At 45.8% G+C, this 16,390-nt stretch carries 17 protein-coding genes; 12 read left to right on the top strand and 5 right to left on the bottom strand.

Features of this window, described 5'->3' with window-relative positions:
* The first annotated feature begins 1 nt into the window (after nucleotide 1).
* The 5 genes from NE623_RS12430 to NE623_RS12450 are packed head-to-tail and all read left to right on the top strand — an operon-like array spanning nucleotide 2 to nucleotide 5,238.
* Nucleotides 2–949: a hypothetical protein gene (locus tag NE623_RS12430; protein ID WP_256273393.1), complete on the top strand. Its 948-nt coding sequence runs from the start codon at nucleotides 2–4 to the stop codon at nucleotides 947–949.
* Nucleotides 933–1,835, top strand: a complete 903-nt coding sequence (locus NE623_RS12435; protein ID WP_256273392.1) for a carbohydrate ABC transporter permease — start codon at nucleotides 933–935, stop codon at nucleotides 1,833–1,835. The genes NE623_RS12430 and NE623_RS12435 overlap by 17 nt, the downstream gene beginning before the upstream one ends.
* Entirely contained in the window at nucleotides 1,819–2,679 is an 861-nt protein-coding gene (locus NE623_RS12440) for a carbohydrate ABC transporter permease (RefSeq protein ID WP_256273391.1), read from the top strand. The genes NE623_RS12435 and NE623_RS12440 overlap by 17 nt, the downstream gene beginning before the upstream one ends.
* Entirely contained in the window at nucleotides 2,676–4,163 is a 1,488-nt protein-coding gene (locus tag NE623_RS12445; protein ID WP_256273390.1) for a biotin/lipoyl-binding protein, read from the top strand. The genes NE623_RS12440 and NE623_RS12445 overlap by 4 nt, the downstream gene beginning before the upstream one ends.
* Nucleotides 4,156–5,238 (top strand): hypothetical protein, encoded by a 1,083-nt coding sequence (locus tag NE623_RS12450; protein WP_256273389.1) that lies wholly within the window; start codon nucleotides 4,156–4,158, stop codon nucleotides 5,236–5,238. The genes NE623_RS12445 and NE623_RS12450 overlap by 8 nt, the downstream gene beginning before the upstream one ends.
* Here the strand turns inward: NE623_RS12450 and NE623_RS12455 are convergent.
* A complete protein-coding gene (locus NE623_RS12455; RefSeq protein WP_256273388.1) occupies nucleotides 5,171–5,692 on the bottom strand; it encodes a M23 family metallopeptidase in 522 nt (173 codons plus the stop codon). The genes NE623_RS12450 and NE623_RS12455 overlap by 68 nt on opposite strands.
* 248 nt (nucleotides 5,693–5,940) lie before the next feature.
* On the opposite strand from NE623_RS12455, the gene NE623_RS12460 reads away from it, so the two are divergent.
* Nucleotides 5,941–6,471 carry a sigma factor-like helix-turn-helix DNA-binding protein gene (locus NE623_RS12460; protein ID WP_256273387.1) on the top strand — a complete coding sequence of 177 codons (531 nt, stop codon included), beginning with the start codon at nucleotides 5,941–5,943 and terminating at the stop codon, nucleotides 6,469–6,471.
* 73 nt (nucleotides 6,472–6,544) lie between these two features.
* Complete coding sequence (locus NE623_RS12465) at nucleotides 6,545–7,345, top strand: hypothetical protein (RefSeq protein WP_256273385.1); 801 nt, start codon at nucleotides 6,545–6,547, stop codon at nucleotides 7,343–7,345.
* A gap of 91 nt (nucleotides 7,346–7,436) precedes the next feature.
* On the opposite strand, the gene NE623_RS12470 is transcribed toward NE623_RS12465, so the two are convergent.
* On the bottom strand, nucleotides 7,437–7,862 hold the full coding sequence (locus tag NE623_RS12470; protein ID WP_370866750.1) for a M23 family metallopeptidase: 426 nt from the start codon (nucleotides 7,860–7,862) through the stop codon (nucleotides 7,437–7,439).
* Between the two features lie 133 nt (nucleotides 7,863–7,995).
* Here NE623_RS12470 and NE623_RS12475 point away from each other — a divergent pair, with 133 nt between their 5' ends.
* The 4 genes from NE623_RS12475 (at nucleotide 7,996) to NE623_RS12490 (ending at nucleotide 12,121) form a co-directional block, all read left to right on the top strand.
* The gene (locus NE623_RS12475) at nucleotides 7,996–9,228 is read left to right on the top strand and encodes a hypothetical protein (protein ID WP_256273384.1); all 1,233 of its coding nucleotides are present in this window, start codon (nucleotides 7,996–7,998) and stop codon (nucleotides 9,226–9,228) included.
* Nucleotides 9,229–9,606: 378 nt separating this feature from the next.
* Entirely contained in the window at nucleotides 9,607–10,608 is a 1,002-nt protein-coding gene (locus tag NE623_RS12480; protein ID WP_256273383.1) for a hypothetical protein, read from the top strand.
* Between the two features lie 155 nt (nucleotides 10,609–10,763).
* A complete protein-coding gene (locus NE623_RS12485; protein WP_256273382.1) occupies nucleotides 10,764–11,027 on the top strand; it encodes a sigma factor-like helix-turn-helix DNA-binding protein in 264 nt (87 codons plus the stop codon).
* Between the two features lie 269 nt (nucleotides 11,028–11,296).
* Entirely contained in the window at nucleotides 11,297–12,121 is an 825-nt protein-coding gene (locus NE623_RS12490) for a hypothetical protein (protein WP_256273381.1), read from the top strand.
* 173 nt (nucleotides 12,122–12,294) lie between these two features.
* On the opposite strand, the gene NE623_RS12495 is transcribed toward NE623_RS12490, so the two are convergent.
* Nucleotides 12,295–13,236 carry a peptidoglycan DD-metalloendopeptidase family protein gene (locus NE623_RS12495; protein ID WP_256273380.1) on the bottom strand — a complete coding sequence of 314 codons (942 nt, stop codon included), beginning with the start codon at nucleotides 13,234–13,236 and terminating at the stop codon, nucleotides 12,295–12,297.
* A gap of 142 nt (nucleotides 13,237–13,378) precedes the next feature.
* Here NE623_RS12495 and NE623_RS12500 point away from each other — a divergent pair, with 142 nt between their 5' ends.
* Entirely contained in the window at nucleotides 13,379–14,086 is a 708-nt protein-coding gene (locus NE623_RS12500; RefSeq protein WP_256273379.1) for a hypothetical protein, read from the top strand.
* A gap of 100 nt (nucleotides 14,087–14,186) precedes the next feature.
* Here the strand turns inward: NE623_RS12500 and NE623_RS12505 are convergent, their stop codons facing one another.
* Both NE623_RS12505 and NE623_RS12510 read right to left on the bottom strand, forming a co-directional pair.
* A complete protein-coding gene (locus NE623_RS12505; protein ID WP_256273378.1) occupies nucleotides 14,187–15,164 on the bottom strand; it encodes a M23 family metallopeptidase in 978 nt (325 codons plus the stop codon).
* Between the two features lie 169 nt (nucleotides 15,165–15,333).
* Nucleotides 15,334–15,864 carry a peptidoglycan recognition protein family protein gene (locus tag NE623_RS12510; RefSeq protein WP_442490241.1) on the bottom strand — a complete coding sequence of 177 codons (531 nt, stop codon included), beginning with the start codon at nucleotides 15,862–15,864 and terminating at the stop codon, nucleotides 15,334–15,336.
* Between the last annotated feature and the right edge of the window lie 526 nt (nucleotides 15,865–16,390).

Genomic DNA, 16,390 nt, shown 5'->3' on the forward strand with positions numbered 1-16,390 from the left:
TTTGGCCGATTTAAGTCAGGTTGACACCGATGATTGCTATAAGAACATTGTAAATTGTTATACAGATTCGGATGGCTGTTGGGCACTGCCGCTTTTATTCCGTCCCGGCTTGCTTTATTGCAAGTCGCAGGAAAACGCCGAACCGCTATCGCAGGCGCAGTGTTTGACTGATTTGCAGGATCTGCTTTGTGTAAAGTCAAATTTCCACTATGACGGCTATTACAACTTGTTCAATGAACTGTACCCCGCTTCCAGTGCGTCCATCTTTGCGCTTGGCGCGCAAGAAGTAAACGAAAGCGCTCTGCGTGAATTTTTAACTGTTACCGAAGCAGTCGTTCAAGCACAAAACATCACTTCTGAATTTGACCCGCTATTTGGCGATGGTGAAGATACAGCAGGCACTTCTGATGGCCAGCATTTGGCTGTAGATATTCCAGTCAGCATGAATTGGTACGCACGCCCACAGGACCCCGCCGATTGTGCGACCGGCTGCCCCACCGATTATTTGCTGACCTACATTTATATGGTCAGCGAAACACAAGCGGTCCCGGCTTTAATTTGCCCCTTTCCGGGCGACGTGTTCGTTCCCGCTATGACTATGGGGGTGCTGAATACTTCTGATCAGATAGATGCCGGTGTGGAATTTATCCAGACCATGCTGGACTGCGAAAATGAGCAAGTAGCCGACCGGGGCAGTTTTAATGGTTATTTTGTTCGTGAAGGAGTGCAGATGCGCACAACAGGCGGCAGCAGTGACCTTCCCACGCCTGCTGAATTGGGCTTAGACACCGTATGTGCTCAACTGACCACCCCCGCCAATACGGACTTGAGTTTGAAGGAACTCGTCTACGACGAAGCCTCCCAACTGTATAGTGGCAATCAGGATCTGGAGACCACCATAGCCAACATCCTGCAGCGGGCGAGCCTGTATTATGCGGAACAACGATAGGCGTTTGCGAAGCCGGCACACGACCGCCTCTCAAGAGAACCGGGCTGCGTGGTTGTTCCTGCTTCCAAGTTTGATCGGGGTTCTTTTGTTCGTTTTGCTGCCATTTGTCGAGACGATCCGGCGCAGCATGTTCGACACGATGGGAAGTACGTGGGTAGGTTTTTCCAATTATGATTCTGTTTTACAGAATGACGCTTTCCAGCTGGCCGTAGCCAACACCGCTCGTTTCCTGGGTATTTGCCTGCCCCTTCTTCTATCCGGGAGTCTGATTCTTGCCCTGGTCCTTCACAGCCGCCCCTTGCAAGAAACAAAGGCCGCGCGCGTTTTTAAGACCACCTTTCTGCTTCCTATTGCTATCCCTGTAGCCAGTATAGTTCTTCTCTGGCAAACACTTTTTTCCCGCCAGGGGCTATGCAATGGCTGGTTGACATGGCTGGGTGCGCAGCCTGTCGACTTTATGGGGACGGGAGCGGCATTTTGGGTCTTAACAGCGACCTATCTGTGGAAAAACTGTGGTTACACACAGGTTCTTTGGGCGACCGGCTTAGAAGCTATCCCTGCAGATCAGTATGAGGCGGCCCGTGTGGATGGCGCAGGCCCTTGGCAGCAGTTTTGCCACATTACTTGGCCTGCACTTCAGCCTACTCTGGTGCTGACCCTGATTTTAAGTTTGCTCAATGCGTTCAAGGTCTTTCGCGAGGCGTATCTGGTAGCTGGGCGTTATCCACAACAGAGCATTTATTTGCTTCAGCATCTATTTAATAACTGGTTTTTGAGTTTGGACTTGCCACGCTTGGCGGCGGCCGCCATATTGGTGGCATTGGTACTGTTGGCTGGAATTCTGGCCTTGTTGAAATGGTGGGATCACTGTGCAAAAGAAGAATAAAGCCAAACGAGGTCACTGGATTTGGGTTTGCCTGATCCCGGCCGCGCTGCTGGTATGGTGGCCGCTTTGGTTTCTCTGCACCGGTGCTCTGATGCCGGAAGAGGAGTTGGAGCTGACGGTAGGCCCTGCGCTGGGGCTGCACAATGGCTTCGCTACCTGGCATATTCTGCCGACCTGGCCCACTTTGGAACCTTTGCTGACGCTCTTGTTGGATACACCGCAGTTTTTTGTGATGTTCTGGAACAGTATGGAGCAATCCGTCACTCAAGTGGCAGGCCAGTTATTGGTAGGCGCACCGGCTGCGTGGGCCATCAGCAGACTGCGTTTCCACGGCCGAGGGGCGGTTCGCGGTTTGTATATCGTTTTAATGCTATTGCCTTTCCAGGTCACAATGGTTCCCAGTTATCTGGTTCTACGTCAATTCGGTCTATTGGATACCCCCTGGGCTGTCATTTTGCCCGGTATCTTCTCAACTTTTCCGGTTTTCATTATGGAGCGCGGCTTTGACGCAATACCGAGAGAAGTATTGGAGTCCGCAGCTATAGACGGAGCTAACCATTGGCACCGCTTTTGGAACATCGGTATCCCGCTTGGTGTACCTGGGATCATTTCTGCACTGACCCTGGGATTCCTTGATGCCTGGAATGCTATTGAACAACCCATAACCTTTTTGAAATCCCCACAATATTGGCCCTTGTCCCTCTATCTCACCAATCTTGACACTGAACAATTAGGTTTATCAATGGCGGCCAGTTTATTGATGCTGGCTCCTTCTGTACTGGTTTTCCGCTTTGGGCAAACCTACCTTGAAACCGGTCTCGCTGCAGGGGCTGTGAAAGGATGACGAATTTGGAAATCATACATAAACTAAAACGGCGCCTTCACGCCATCTCCGAAAACAGTACGAATCAGTCACGTGCGGGCATTGATTTTCTTCGTTTTCTGGGTGTCATGCTCATTTTGACGCTGCTTGTACGTGGAACAGCAGCAGCCACGACCCCTGTTGTCACTGTGACCAACCCTTATCAGGGAACCGTCAGCCAGAGTTTCATTTTGTCAGGGGAGCTCTCTCCCGGAGCAGGTACCCCCTTGACTCTTCCGGAAGGGCTGCTCATAGAACAGGTCCTTGTCCAGCCAGGCGATTCGGTCACGCAGGGGCAAACACTGGCCGTCCTTTCGGTAGACGATATTGATACTGCGATCGACCAGCTCCAAGCTTCTTTGGAGCAGCACCAGGTGCAGGCTGACCAGCTTACGAATGCAGACGTTGCCGATTCGTTCGCATGGCAGCAGGCACAACAACAGTTAGACCGTGCCTATTCCAATTATCAGCAAATAGTTACCGAAAACGAACAGGCTATCGCCAGTGCCCAGGAAGCCTTAGACAGCGCCCGCAAGGCATTGAGTGAAGTGGAAGGCCGTGAGCCGCAGCGGCCTTTTGAAGATTCATACTGGGAAATGGCCACTCCGGAACAGACTGAAACAGAGCAAAAGTACTCCGATTGGCAAAACGAATTGAGTAATGCACAGGCTGCGGTCCAACAGGCACAAAACGATTTAGAAAGCGCTCAGCAAACGGCAGAAAGCGAACAGCGAAATGCACTGGCTGCCGCCCAAAGTGCAGAGGACTCCCGCAACAGTGCCCAGCACAGTTACGAAAAAGAGGCGGCCGATTTAGCGGAATCCAACCGTTCCGATCTCGCCAGCGCCGAAGTGCTTTTGACTCAGATTCGTCAAGAAAAGCAAAAACTTGCAGATCTGACTGCGCTAAAGGATGCTTCGGGCAACTTTTCTGCTCCAGCAGATGGAATCATTACCGAGATTTCCTTAGTACCCGGAGAAACCAGTTCCGCAGTTGCAGGTCTGCTTGCCGCTGGTGAGCAAAGTTATACCCTTATTACCCCTGTTACCTCTGCGCAAAGTACCTTGATACAGTCGGGGTGCACTATTTCGGTAAAACAGGGTCAGACCACAGGGAGCGCCGCTTTGGAAAGTATCGAATCGGATATGGCGCAGTTCACGGTATCAGGGTCACAATGGAAAGTCGGAACTGCTACCATTACAGTCACTACCACGAGTGGCGAAAGTGGGCTTTGCCTGCCGGCTACCGCAGTCAACAGCGATAATACAGGAGACTTTGTTTATCTTGTAGAAACGAAAAACACCGTGCTGGGGGCACAGAACGTTTTGATACGTCTCCCTGTCACCATCGATGAACGCGGGGATGGGGTCGTACGCGTTTCTGGTGCACTGGATGGAAAGGAACAGATCGTCAGTGCCAGTAGTAAACCACTTTCTGCCGGAGCGCAGGTGCGGATCGATGCGTAAGCGTTTGATCGTGCTGCTCTGGCTGGGGTTATATGTGCTGTGTCTGTGGCTTGCTGTGCGGGCAGCTGCCGAAGCCCAGCAAATCAGTCCGGGGGCTAGTTTACGATATGTTCAGGCACTACGGAGCGATCAGGTAATGAAAGCCCGTGCGTATGCGCAGAGCGAGCAAAACGAGGGCGGGATTTTTGCTACATTCTGGACGGAGAATGAGAGCAGCGTTCAAGCTGCCGCCAGTCAACGGACCATCCAAGAAGTATGCAGCATTGGATTTTATGGAGCGGCATCGGCAGCGTATGCGGCAAATTACCTGTATGGCACAGCTCCAGGTGATGGGGATACCAGTCAATGCTCCGTCAGTATCTCACTTGCTTGGGATCTATGGGGCAGTACAGACGTGTTGGGACAAATATTAACACTGGACCCCGACACGGAGAATGCGCGAAGTTACGAAGTATGTGGCATTTTTTCCGGCAATTCCGACCGAGTTCTCTACGGAGCAGGCAGTTCCGATGCGTTCCGCTATATCGAACTGACCCATATTTCCTTGGGCAACCCTTCTCAGAGCGTTCAGAAATTTATAGCTGGCAGTGGTTTGGAGCAGCCAGACCAACTGTTATGTGACGCCGCAGTCGCTTGGCTGTTGGACGCATTGACAGGGATGCCCGTGATACTTCTGCTTGTAGGGTGTCTATGGAACGTCCTGTTCCGGATATTCTGGAATAAAAAGCAGCGAGAACTCATGATGTTCATCGTTGCCTTACTTTTCGTCTGCTTGTTGCCCATGTGGTTATCTGCGCTGCCCGGTTGGCTCATACCGAACCAGTGGGGCAGTATGGCAGCGTGGAGTTCACTCGTTTCGGCAGCCGGAGAGCGCTTGCAGGAATGGTTTGCTCTATGGCCCACAGCAAGGGATGTGCATCTCAAAGTCAACGTGCTGCAAGTCATAGCCGCCACACTTGGCAGCATTGTATTTGCCATCATCGCCTTCTTGGCGTGGGCACGTCCGATCACCCATGCACCTCGAAATGCAGATGCGGTCCCATTGTGCGGCCGGTATGCCCCACATAGGCAATGACCTGCCCAGCTTTGACCTGCTGGTCCACCGTGACACAGATGCTGGAGCAGTGCGCGTACAGTGTAGTCAGCCCGCCGCCGTGGTCCAGCTTGACGTGGTAACCGTAACTGCCGCCCCAACTGTCCAGCCCGTTGGCGATGGTCACTGTGCCGTTGGCAGCCGCAAGGATCGGCGTGCCCTCTGGCACCGCGATGTCGGTACCGCTGTGGTAGCTGACTTCGCCGGTAATCGGGTCGGTACGGTATCCTTGAGGGGATGTGATTGTGCCCGGCACCGGCAGCGGCCACTGGAGGCGTCCATCCGCCAGCGACGCATCGCTGCCCGGTGTCATCACCTCACCGCCACCCGTGGAAAAACCACCCAGCAGTTTGCCCCATAGTGGGGCGGTATTCTCCGCCAGCAACAGGCTCAGGTACTCGTTCTGTCGGGCATTAAAGTCGTATTCATCTCTCATTTCTTCCGGGGACCTGTGGGTCAGTTCGATCACCAAGACCGTTTCGGTGATGGTCTCTGTTGAAGTATTTCCTTCTTCACCCGGCACCTCGACATCATGGCTCTGCGCTTCGATGCGGTGATCCACCTCATTCATATCCCAAAGTGTGGTGCGCAGTCGATCCAGATTTTCTTCATCCAAATAGGCCACAGGGGCGCCATCTTCTGCGCCGCTGACATAGGAAGCAAAAACCGCCAGGACATCTTGCCATGCGATGGCATATTCAAAATGGTGACCGTGAGCAGGCACTCGCTCTTTTGGAGAAGTTTTCTCCCCTGCTCAAGAAATATGCATTCTTCCTGCAATCAGAGGATGCGTTGCCGGATTTTCAATGTTTCTTACTATCCTTCGCCAAAAATTTACAACTTAACGAGTTGATTATAAGCGCAGATGGTGCTATCATAAGCTATATCAACAAGGCAATATATCATCATTATATCGCACTTTCTAAGGCGAAACGTCATCAGCTTCCCACTGTTTCGATTGAAATCCAAACGGACTATGATCCTTTGCAGTTCGACACCGCATTCAGCGAATCCGATACATACAATAATCTCTTGCTGCTTGATCTTAAACGTGCGCTAAGTGCCGAAGAGTATCATATCATTTATGACCATTACTTCCGTCAATACAGCATCCAAGAAATTGCCGCCAGAGATAACAAGTCTCGGCAGGCCATAAACAAATGTAAAAAGATTGCATTAGAAAAATTACGTCGTTATTGGAGAATCAAGCAATAATTATCACGTATACTGTTACCGCTTTTCAATTTTCCGGGCTGTTTCGCAGAAAAATTCAAAGGAGGTATCTGTTATGAAGCGTCCGATTACTAAAATTGTTCTTCCGATTACCTTAAGCGCTTTTCTTTTAGCAGGCTGCCAATCGCCTTCCACATCTGTTTCATCATCCACCCCATCTCACCCTTCCACCGTAACAACGCCAGTTCCTCCATCTCCTGCGTCGGAGGAATCAGCTTCGTCTACGCCTACGGTAGAGAGTATGCCAAACGCAGCATCAGATTCGGAATTGTCCAATGATCCTGCACCAAAGGAAATAGATACCTCCGATTGGGTATCAGTCGTTCCTTCCGACATTGACCTAGCCAAGATCGAAGACTTTCTGAACGGCAGTCGGTTATTAGGTATTTTAAGTGAGGATAATACAATCGTTATTTTGTCTGAATCCGATGAGTCCAGGCAGTATTTAAGGTGGGCTGTATCCCTCTGCTTAACACAGGCCGCTTCCGACAAAGGACTTCCTTTGCAAACCAACGAAGATGGTGTGCCTTATTTTCCAATTTCCGATTTTGAAGAAGCCGCATATGAACTGTTTGGAATCCAATACAACTTTTCTTCTTTGGCTGAATCTGCATCTGACCGCGCCCCGGACGGAATGCTTTGCGTAACATGGGGCTATGAAAATTCATTGGCTGGAACCACTATCCAAGAGAACACCTTATTAAAAGGGAATGGAGAATATTCTGCTATCTTAGAAAATCAATTTTATAATCCGGGAGAGGATCCCACAGTTTATCTTGAGCAAATTGTATTCTCCCAAAATAATTCTTATCAGTTTTCACCTATTCGTATTTTGCAAGTTAAAAGTATACAATAAAAAGCAGGTACAGCAACCAAATACCCACGATGGAATTTTACTGTACCTACCAATAAAGTTTTAGTAAATAATTTCAGATGTTACATATCAATCAAGACCTATCAACATGATAAAACGGCAATGCATTGATGGGGTCTACCACCGGCAAAAGACTAATTGAAGTCCAGCCTTTCACACCGGGAGCCATTCGAGCATCGTTACCTACAAATAGGCCGAAATGCAGGTGCGGACCGGTAGAGTTTCCCGTACTCCCAATCGTACCGATGCGGTCACCCTTTTTTACTTGCTGACCAGGAGTCAAAGTCGGAGCCGACAGCAGATGCATGTAAAGGGTGCGTGCGTATTTGCCAGACATATTTGTGGTGGTATTGTTATGGTTAATTGCAATGCAGTTCCCCATAGTTGCCATCCCATCGCCAGAAGCCGGATGCGCATCGTCTTGAACGAAAGAAACCACACCATCTGCAAATGCGTAGACACCATGGTCTGCATGCTTGTCGCGGATATCAATTCCCAGATTTTGTTTCTCCTTTGCTTAATCTGTCGTTTAGCACCTCGTCAGGTGCTTTTTTGAACGTTCATTAAGTAAAGAGAATAGGAAGAGGCTTTTGTAAACCAATATTTTAAAAAACATTGGAAGGTTATGTATTATGAAAAAACGGTGTCTTTTCTTGCTTGGATTTTTCCTCACTGTCTTTGCTTCCGGGTGTGCAGTAACATTACCGTTCCATAAATCAGAGAGTACATCGGTGTCTTCATCGGAGGATTTGTCTGCTGACGATGAAAGCAATGTCGAATTCATTCCCGGTGGAACGCAACCGCCATCTGATACCCCTTTAGGAAATGCCTCAGAAGAGAATGGCCTCGAAAATGCTTCTGCAGATGACCTTGTGAAATATGATTCTATTTATGACATCCCTTTTGTCTCACTGGATTTCACTGACAATGGTAACTGTCTGACTAAAAACGGACAGCCTTGGGTTTCGGCCCCTGGTACGCAAAAGTTCGGGAATCTATGTTTCAGTGACGGAAAAACACTTTACATACAGTGCTTTTTATCAGATAATCCAGATGACGGGTTCCGCTGGTTTTGGGTATGCTTTGACAACTGCCACAAAAATTCATCCACATTTTTACCTGAAGAAACAGACAACCAGTTGTTCACCCATGCAAACGGTTACACCCTTTACACCGATGATGGCTACGAATATGCACTTGAGCCATGCAATGAGTTGCCGTGCTCTGAAGGTGGCAGTACACAGACATCGGACATTAAGGATGAGCCGTATTTATCATCACAAGATTTGCAAGTACCAGTCCCTGATTTTTTAACGGATGAGCAGAAGCTACTTTATCTGCGCGCTTATAAAATGATGCTTATACGCATCGGTACTTATGCCATTGATGATACGCAATATTTTCCTTGCGATAATCCAGATACCACACGAACATATACAGATACCATTTCTGTCGATGGATATGAATACACCCCTGCACTAAATCATTACCGGCAATGGGATTCGTTATATAGCACATTACGCAGTATTTTTACCGAGAGTTTTCTTGATTCCGATTATCTATCCTCCGATGGGGTGACCTATTTCCGCTCAATAGAGGGGAATATGTACTATATTTCGACCGAGCGCGGCTTTGACCCCGGATATAACCAGGATTCAACATTGATGGATTTTTCTTTGCAGGAAGATACCGCTGACAGAATTGTTATCCAAGTGACTGCAACCTATGCCATTGATGAATCAAGCAACCAAGCCTTCCGGCAAGCGGTTCTTGATGGGCTCATATCTAACACAAAAAATTACTCAATTACACTGGTTCGAAGTGATGATGGATGGCGTTTTTCTCAATTTGATGTTCCCTACTAAGGCATACCAAGATTAAGATTCATCCAAAAGAGCCTTTGAGTGATTTTAAAATCACTCAAAAGCTCCAGGGGGTGCAACTAGTCAAACATATTATACAGCTATGGTTGCTTTGCAAGGGGGGATTTCCATTGCTGTACCTCTTAATTTTGATTGCATTAGTGACGCTGGGTGAGGATATAATTCACGACCATTGTCATCGAGTTGCGATTCATGGCTTCTTGCAACGTATATTTACTGCCGGTGCCGGAATCTAAAACAATGGGTCCAGAAGCCGATGCACCATTTCTGGTGCAATCAACACCGCCAACAAAATGTGTGGTGTTACTGTTTTTCAACTTGATGATAATGGGATTTCTTGCCTAAAAGGAGTGACTATTTATGAAAAGCCCAAAAGCACTCGCAATGATTTCAATTACATTAACTGCTATTTTGATTTCTGGATGTGGTATCACCATAGCACAATCTTCTTCCAACTCGAGCTATTCTGAAAGTAGAGCACCTGCTTCAAACAGCCCCAAACAGAATGCTTCTGATTTGCCATCTACACCTCAAATTATTTCGACGCCTGAGTCTTCTGTTTTAAACGAAGCACTTAGTAATACATCGGAATCTTTTTGGCTCTTAGCCAATCATGAGCAGTATTTGACAGGCGTAGTAACTGATTGCCATTTTGAAACGTATCCGCAAAAATCATATATCTGTTTTACTTCAAACGGACAAGAATATCGGATAGAAGGTAGCTTAGGCCGAGAGAGCGAAGGCCTTTTACAATTTCATAATCAAGGCTCCTATTCTGGAAAAGATTCAGAGGAATGTCATTCCGGCTGGTATATAGTTACCTATTTTGAAGATGATTTAGCTACAGGGAAAACCATAATTACGCAGCCTAAAGACATTTTTCTTTCAGCTTCCGATGGCGTTTATAATCAAATTTCAAAAGTAGATTATTCATTATCTGTGTTGCATAAAAATTTTGATGATATCGATGACAAAAGAGTTTTTATCCCATCTGAAGCAATGCAGCGAGTTTCCGACTATGCTGGATTAAATGGTATGCAAAAGCAAAGCCTCTCCGCAGGCGTTTACATATATACCAATGGGCAGCACACATTATCTTTCCAAGGCCTTCATTATAACGATTATTATCATTTGGACCGGGAAGCCGCCGTTAAGGTATATTCAGATGACCCGATTTTATCTGTAAAGTATCGTGATACATCATTTCCTGGTGATGGTATTACATCACAACCATTTATCGAATATGAAATCATTGACAAGCATGGAGACAATACCGACTTTTACTATGTCACTATTAGTGGGGAAGTCTCTCCGCTTCAAACGCTTTACGATATGGACGATGGCGTTTTAATCAAAAAATAAGAAACGGGAACTGCCCGATGCAGTTCCCGTTATTCGCCAGCCATGTATCCGTACGGACGAATCGTAGTTAAAGGATTATCATTAGCTACATCAATAAGACGATATATCATCATTATATTGCGCTTTCGAAGGAAAACCAGCACAAAATCCCAACGGTGTCCATCGAAGACAAGTCAGACTTCGATCCGTTGCAGTTTGATTCTAACTTTGGTGAGTCTGATACATACAATAATCTCTTGCTGATGGATTTTCAACGTGCATTGACAGCTGACGAATACCATGTCATCTATGATCACTTTTTCCGTCAATATAGCATTCAGGAGATTGCTGCAAGAGACAAGAAATCTCGGCAAGCCATAAACAAATGCAAAAAGATTGCATTAGAAAAATTACATCGTTATTGGGGAATCAAGCAATAATCATCACGTATACTGTTACCGCTTTTCAATTTTCCGGGCTGTTTCGCAGAGAAATTCAAAGGAGGTATCTGTTATGAAGCATCCGATTGCTAAAGTTGTTTTTCCGATTACTTAACGTTCATTAAGTAAAGAGAATAGGAAACACTTTTTGTAAGCCAATATCTGTGATGTCACCAATCTTTTTCAGGATGCTACGCTTTCACCTGCATACTTGCCTCTGAAGCTGCCCAAAGGATTTTCTACGTATCCTATGTGAGGAATAAGTAACTATGAAGAAATTAATTTTGTTATTTATTGGTAGTATTATACTTTTCAGTCTTTGGAAGTGTGTATTTTTTCCGTCCAAGGATTCCACAAGTAGTTCTGAAAATTTTCCTATCCCATCATCATCTTCAGATACCACTTCCAAAGGGCCAAATGAATCCGATGCCGTTTTGAAATCCTCCAATTCCATGCGGGAGTCATTATCGTCCTCTTCGAGTACATCTGACGAACCCTTTTCGACAGATGAGTCGAACGATTATAAATCCGAAGAACTTATTGATACAACAGCACAGAAATTCTTTTCAATTCCGGAAAATCTTGCTTATTTCAAAATATATCTTGAAATTCTTGCATCTTATGTGTATGAGCCCTGTGAGATGTCAGGTCTTGCAAGTCATCAAATTATAGACCCAGCCATCTTTATGTGTAGCAGCAATTCGTTGATTATTGATAACTCGAATGGAATAATCACATTAAAAGAGTCGGATGTCGAAAATTGGGGAAAGAAACTTTTTGGCACTACAATCGACTTTAATCAGATTGATGAACAAAGGCCGTATGCCTTTTTTATGCAGTATGATAATGCGAATCACATAATTTCCGCACATTCTTTCTCCGATATTATCGCCGTCCGAGGCTATGGAGTAGATAGTGACAATGTTCAAATCCAAATAAATGGAACGACCATATATGTAATTGCTCCTATTTTAAAAATTGAAGATCGCGGTATTTGGGAAAATTACCACGTTTTGCGTTACACCTTTGAATTCCGAGACGCTGAAACAGATGCCCCATATTGTCTGCTTCAGAGCGTGGAATTATGTTCCTAAGATTGTGCTACGGGATCGTTCATTTGGGTTACTATTTGAGTTTTTCGCTTATAGAAAAACTCCTTCTGGAATTCTAACGCATAGCCAAAATTCCAGAAGGAGAAAGTTGTGGAACATTCTCAACAGAATTGAAATTGTTTTTTATCAATCTCAATGGTGTGTTTTATATCTTTTTAGTGCGTAATATAATTGAGCGGGTTCACCCAAATACCAGAATGATACAGTTCTTGAACAGTCGAGTTGTTGAAATAAGTCCCCGTTTTAACCTCAAAATGAAGATGAGATCCATCGCCATTGATAGCAACAACTTTACCAGTATTGCCAACATAGCCAATCAGATCGCCTTCCGCCACATATTGGTCGGCAGAAATCAAGCTAGTAGGCGCCTCGCGCAGATGGTAGTAACAGGTCATTCCGCAAGTGTTACCCTTGCTATCAAAATGTTCCAGAAAAACAGCATTGCCGATAGAGTCAACGGCAGCTTCGTTTGTGGATCCCTGCCAGCTATAGACGCGAATTACGCGCCCACTTGTTGCTGCATAAACAGGAGTACCCTTACTTGCAATATAGTCTACCCCGCGGTGCCCACCATCAACAAACTTCGTACTAATTCCGGAATAAGAAACAGGGCATCGCAGCGAGAGACCGTTGCCAGTTGCACTGCCGGGATTGGCACCGGGTTCCACAAAAGAGAAAATCTGGTCCTTCTCGTTAGTAAAAGCCATCCACTTCAGAGAAGAGCCTACAACGGTAAGATACAGATTACGCTGCGCCAGTTTCAGGCGATATACGCCACCGAAACTTACAGCCGGTTCCAGCGTAATAACGGTATCCTTGTCCGCAGCGGAGTTCAGGTGCCAAACGATACAATTGGTATTTTCGGTGTTGTAATTCAGGGCATACCAACCGCCACCGCGCTGAAGAACGATTCGCACTTGGTTATCACTGCCATAGCGTTCGAGTGCCCAACGCTGGTCGGGATTGTTCGTGCGGGCATATACGGTAACCTTCTCACCATTGTTGACCACATTGTTTTCATGGTCGCCATTCAGGTTTACATATGTGCCACTACTGGAGTTATAGATTTCATAGTAGTGATTGTACTGAAAAGCCATTTAATATTCTCCTATTCTTTTTTATTTGCTCCTCGTCAGGAACTTGTTTGAACGTTCATTAAGTAAAGAGAATAGAAAGTACTTTTTGTAAACCAATATTTGGGAAAATCAAGATTGATATTCATGATTCAAGGAGATTAAGATGAAAAAATACTACGTTCTTTTATTTGGCATTATTTTCATTTTTATTTTTACTGGCTGTTCGTTCTTGTCTTTTAATTCTCCAATAAGTTATTCCGAATTTGATGTCGGTTCATCTTCTTCGGAGACGGATAACATAATACCACACGAGGAAGATTCCAGTTCTGATAATAATGATGTTTCTTCCGCCGAAAGCGCACTTTCAGCAAATGAAGAAAAAGAACTTTTCCTGGATTATTGGAATGACACGCACCTCGGCTATATAGTCAATATACCCTGCGATGATGATGATTCGCCCCAACAATACGAGTTTTGGTTGATTTCTTCGATTTATTTGCAGGAGAAATTTCCCGATAAAAAAGAAATAGATGCAAATGGTTACGCGTGCTATCCCACTGACTATTATTTCAATCTTTTACGTTCTATGTTCGGGGATTCCTTCGATTACAGCAACTATCTTCCAAAATCAGAAAACGGATTGACGCAAATTTGCGACGCATATGACTTTGGGTATGTTTACGCCGAATTAGATTCAGACAGTATCTCGTTAGATGGTCAAACACTTTCTTGCAGTGCAAAAATGATATGGAAAGAACCCGGATACGTTAAGGATTTGGGTGTTTTGAATTACACTTTTGCTATTCATCCAGAGAACCAATATAGTCGGTATTTGCTTCTTTCTTTGCATAAATCTTCTGCCACAAAGTGATTTTTTGGGTATATTTCAAAAAGAGGCGTCTTGCCTAACCTCACAGGAGTTCAGCAAAACGTCCCTTTTCGCTATTGATTTTGTTGTGCAGTGTTATTCATTAGAGGCTATACTCAGGGAATGCATATACCGGGTTGAAATCCGGTAAGAGCTTAATTTGAATCCAGCCTGTCTGGCCCGGTGCCAAAGAGCTCCCGTTGCCAACACTGATGCTAAAATGCAAATGATTTGCGCTAGAAACACCAGTTGTTCCAATGGTGCCAATGATCTGTCCTTTCTTAACAGTATCACCGGGGCGTACAGTCGGGTTTTCTGCCATATGCATATAAATAGATCTTGCGTATGCACCAGAACGATCGTTAGAATGACCATTAAATGGATTCACGTGATTGATTGCGATGCAATTGCCCATGGATTCCATCGTGTCATCGTGACTAGTAGTGCCCGGCTGCCAACTGCCAGAGGAATTTTGTGTATATGCAACGATACCATCTGCAATTGCATATACATTATGATCCTGGGCAATATCACGAATATCCATTGCGGGGTGAGAATACGAATACGTTCTGCTATATTTCCGAGAAACGGTCGGATAAACATAGTCACCGTACGGGCCTACACCACCGCCACTATTGGTAGAATCGCCACCACTGGAACCACCGCTGGACTGTGATGCACAAAGCTGCCACACCTGGTTATCGGCGTTAGATGCCGTTTCCCAAGTCAGCCCTGCATTGTTCGCGTTAGATGCCGGAGTCAGATAAAGATTGTGCTTGATTAGTTTGATGCGATACAGGCTATTGGCAGCATCAACAGTTAGCAAATCAATCAGCGCGTCATCGAAATTGTTATACACAGGGAAGAAATCGCAAACGCTGCCTGCTTTACTACCATAGATGTTCAAGCCAAACATCTTCGTCTCATCTTTAAAATCCGTCGAAAGAGCCGAAATCAGCTGACACCCACCATCGACTTTGTGAACTTGAAGTCGCTGATCCGCAGCCCCCGTTGCCGTATAAAGCGTGGCTTTCTGATGGCTAGAGATAGCACCCTCACCATACCATAGCGATTCAACCAATAATTGCTTTTGCCTCGATATGGGCGAAAATAGTAAAATCTTTCAAAAGTATACATGCTTTTTCACTCCTTTGATTGATTGGCATTCGCACCTCGTCAGGCACTTTTTTGAACGTTCACTAAATAAAGAGCTTATGCAGAAGGTTTTGTAAACCAAGAACCGAAAACAATTAAAATCCATTAATGGCATTGGCCTTATCAACAAGTTCCTGAAGTTTGTTGGAAAGGTAGGGACCAGGGCAAGCTGTAGCTGCATACATACTGTGCCACGTCAAGTTTTTCCCTTTAACTAATTTGCCCAGACTGTTGCGGCAGGCGATATCTGCAACCATCGTTACAAGAGTATTGAACGTCGTATCCGATACAGGCCAATCTGGAGCACCAGCGCTGTTAGAGGTCTCAATCGTAACTGCGCGGCAGTTTGCCTCCCAGTTACCGTTCGTCCAGGCCACATCATTCTCGTGGACATACTGGCCGATGCTGGTTTCAGAAACACCGTAGTGGGAAGACCCCTTTCGTCCTTCACGCTGCCACAGTGCGCCCAGCGCGTCAATGGTCAAAATGCTTGCGCAATGGTGAATTGTGATTTCAGAAATAGTCCCACCCTGTGCTTTGCGGTCTTTCGTGTAATTTCCTTCGTGAGCCGGAATAAATTTGGTTAGGGTTCGTGTTCTCCATAGCTTGTCAGTCCAGCCGGAAATGAACAATGCGCTGTCTTGATAGCGTAATAGCCGTGGTCGATGCCGATAATGATGCTCATGGAAAATACCTCCATTTTTGTATTCTACAATCTATAATAAACGGTTGCCTTTTGGGCATCCGGAATTTTTGCATGAAAAAAGCGGTTCATTGGTATTGCACCAACAAACCGCCATTGAGGAATAGGAGGGCTTATTTTGACAGTCCTCTCCCCTTCTGATATAATTTACTCTTGATTGTCGCCTCCAAATCATGAGGGAGGTGAACGCTTGAGTTTTCAGGAAATAATTTTGCTACTTACTTTTATTGGCAGCTGCATATATGCCACCGTTTCTCTTACAATAAAAGTTCTTGAATTTCTCCTACAAAACAAAAAGAGCCGCTGACTCGGTCAGAAGTCAACGGCAAAATGAAAGCACTCCACAAAGCGACAATCATTATGAAAATAGCCTTACGTTTCCGTAAGGCTATTTTTGGTGCACCATCGGGGACTCGAACCCAGGACCCACTGATTAAGAGTCAGTTGCT

The sequence above is a fragment of the Gemmiger formicilis genome, assembly GCF_024462815.1.
GTDB lineage: Bacteria > Bacillota > Clostridia > Oscillospirales > Ruminococcaceae > Gemmiger.

Coding starts and splice junctions, on each gene's coding strand:
- NE623_RS12435 (WP_256273392.1), top strand. CDS start 933: ATGCGGAACAACGATAGGCGTTTGCGAAGCCGGCACACGACCGCCTCT.
- NE623_RS12445 (WP_256273390.1), top strand. CDS start 2,676: ATGACGAATTTGGAAATCATACATAAACTAAAACGGCGCCTTCACGCC.
- NE623_RS12450 (WP_256273389.1), top strand. CDS start 4,156: ATGCGTAAGCGTTTGATCGTGCTGCTCTGGCTGGGGTTATATGTGCTG.
- NE623_RS12455 (WP_256273388.1), bottom strand. CDS start 5,692: ATGAGAGATGAATACGACTTTAATGCCCGACAGAACGAGTACCTGAGC.
- NE623_RS12460 (WP_256273387.1), top strand. CDS start 5,941: ATGCGATGGCATATTCAAAATGGTGACCGTGAGCAGGCACTCGCTCTT.
- NE623_RS12465 (WP_256273385.1), top strand. CDS start 6,545: ATGAAGCGTCCGATTACTAAAATTGTTCTTCCGATTACCTTAAGCGCT.
- NE623_RS12475 (WP_256273384.1), top strand. CDS start 7,996: ATGAAAAAACGGTGTCTTTTCTTGCTTGGATTTTTCCTCACTGTCTTT.
- NE623_RS12480 (WP_256273383.1), top strand. CDS start 9,607: ATGAAAAGCCCAAAAGCACTCGCAATGATTTCAATTACATTAACTGCT.
- NE623_RS12490 (WP_256273381.1), top strand. CDS start 11,297: ATGAAGAAATTAATTTTGTTATTTATTGGTAGTATTATACTTTTCAGT.
- NE623_RS12495 (WP_256273380.1), bottom strand. CDS start 13,236: ATGGCTTTTCAGTACAATCACTACTATGAAATCTATAACTCCAGTAGT.
- NE623_RS12500 (WP_256273379.1), top strand. CDS start 13,379: ATGAAAAAATACTACGTTCTTTTATTTGGCATTATTTTCATTTTTATT.